The following is a 920-nucleotide window of genomic DNA, read 5'->3' on the forward strand; positions in this document are numbered from 1 at the left end:
GCATCGGCCACATGGATGGCGGCCGACTCGCGGGTGTCGTTGGTGTCCTTCTTGAAGGCCCACCCCAGGAAGGCGATCTTCTTCCCGGAGACGGTATTGTACATGGTCTGCACGATGTTGTCGGCGAACCGCTGTTTCTGGTGGTCGTTCATGGTGATGACCTGTTCCCAGTAATGGGCCACCTCCTCCAGCCCGTAGCTGCGGGCGATGTAGACCAGGTTGAGGATATCCTTCTGGAAGCAGGAGCCCCCGAAGCCCACCGAGGCTTTCAGGAACCTGGGGCCGATGCGGCTGTCGGTGCCGATGGCACGGGCCACCTCCTCCACGTTGGCCCCCGTGCGCTCGCACAGCTCGGAGATGGCGTTGATGGAGGATACCCGCTGTGCCAGGAACGCGTTGGCCGTCAGCTTGGACAGTTCGGATGACCACAGGTTGGTGGTCAGGATGCGTTCACGGGGCACCCAGGAGGCGTAGATGTCCACCAGTGCCCGCACCGCCCCGTCGTTCTCCCCGCCGATCAGCACCCGGTCGGGGCTGTGCAGGTCGGCGATGGCCGTCCCCTCGGCCAGGAACTCCGGGTTGGACAGGATGTGGAAGTTCACCCCGTTGCCCGTGTTGTGCAGGATGCTTTTCAGCGCCTCGGCCGTGCGCACCGGCAGCGTCGATTTCTCCACGATGATCTTGTCGGAAGTGGAGGCCGCGGCGATCTGCCGTGCGCAGAGTTCGATGTACTTCAGGTCGGCGGCCATGCCCTTGCCCTTCCCGTAGGTCTTGGTGGGCGTGTTCACCGAGATGAACACCATGTCGGCCCCGGCGATGGCCCCGTCCACGTCCGTCGAGAAGAACAGGTTCCGCCCCCGGGCTTCGCCCACCACTTCGGCAAGACCCGGTTCGTACACCGGAAGACGCGACAGATCCGC

The 920-nt window shown here is 64.2% G+C and carries 1 protein-coding gene; it reads right to left on the reverse strand.

Features of this window, described 5'->3' with window-relative positions; all coding sequences use genetic code 11:
- A partial coding sequence (locus IEX60_RS24735; protein ID WP_188754069.1) for a nucleotide sugar dehydrogenase occupies window positions 1-920 on the reverse strand: 920 nt, incomplete at both ends.

The organism is Parapedobacter defluvii, from assembly GCF_014642075.1.
Taxonomy (GTDB): domain Bacteria; phylum Bacteroidota; class Bacteroidia; order Sphingobacteriales; family Sphingobacteriaceae; genus Parapedobacter; species Parapedobacter defluvii.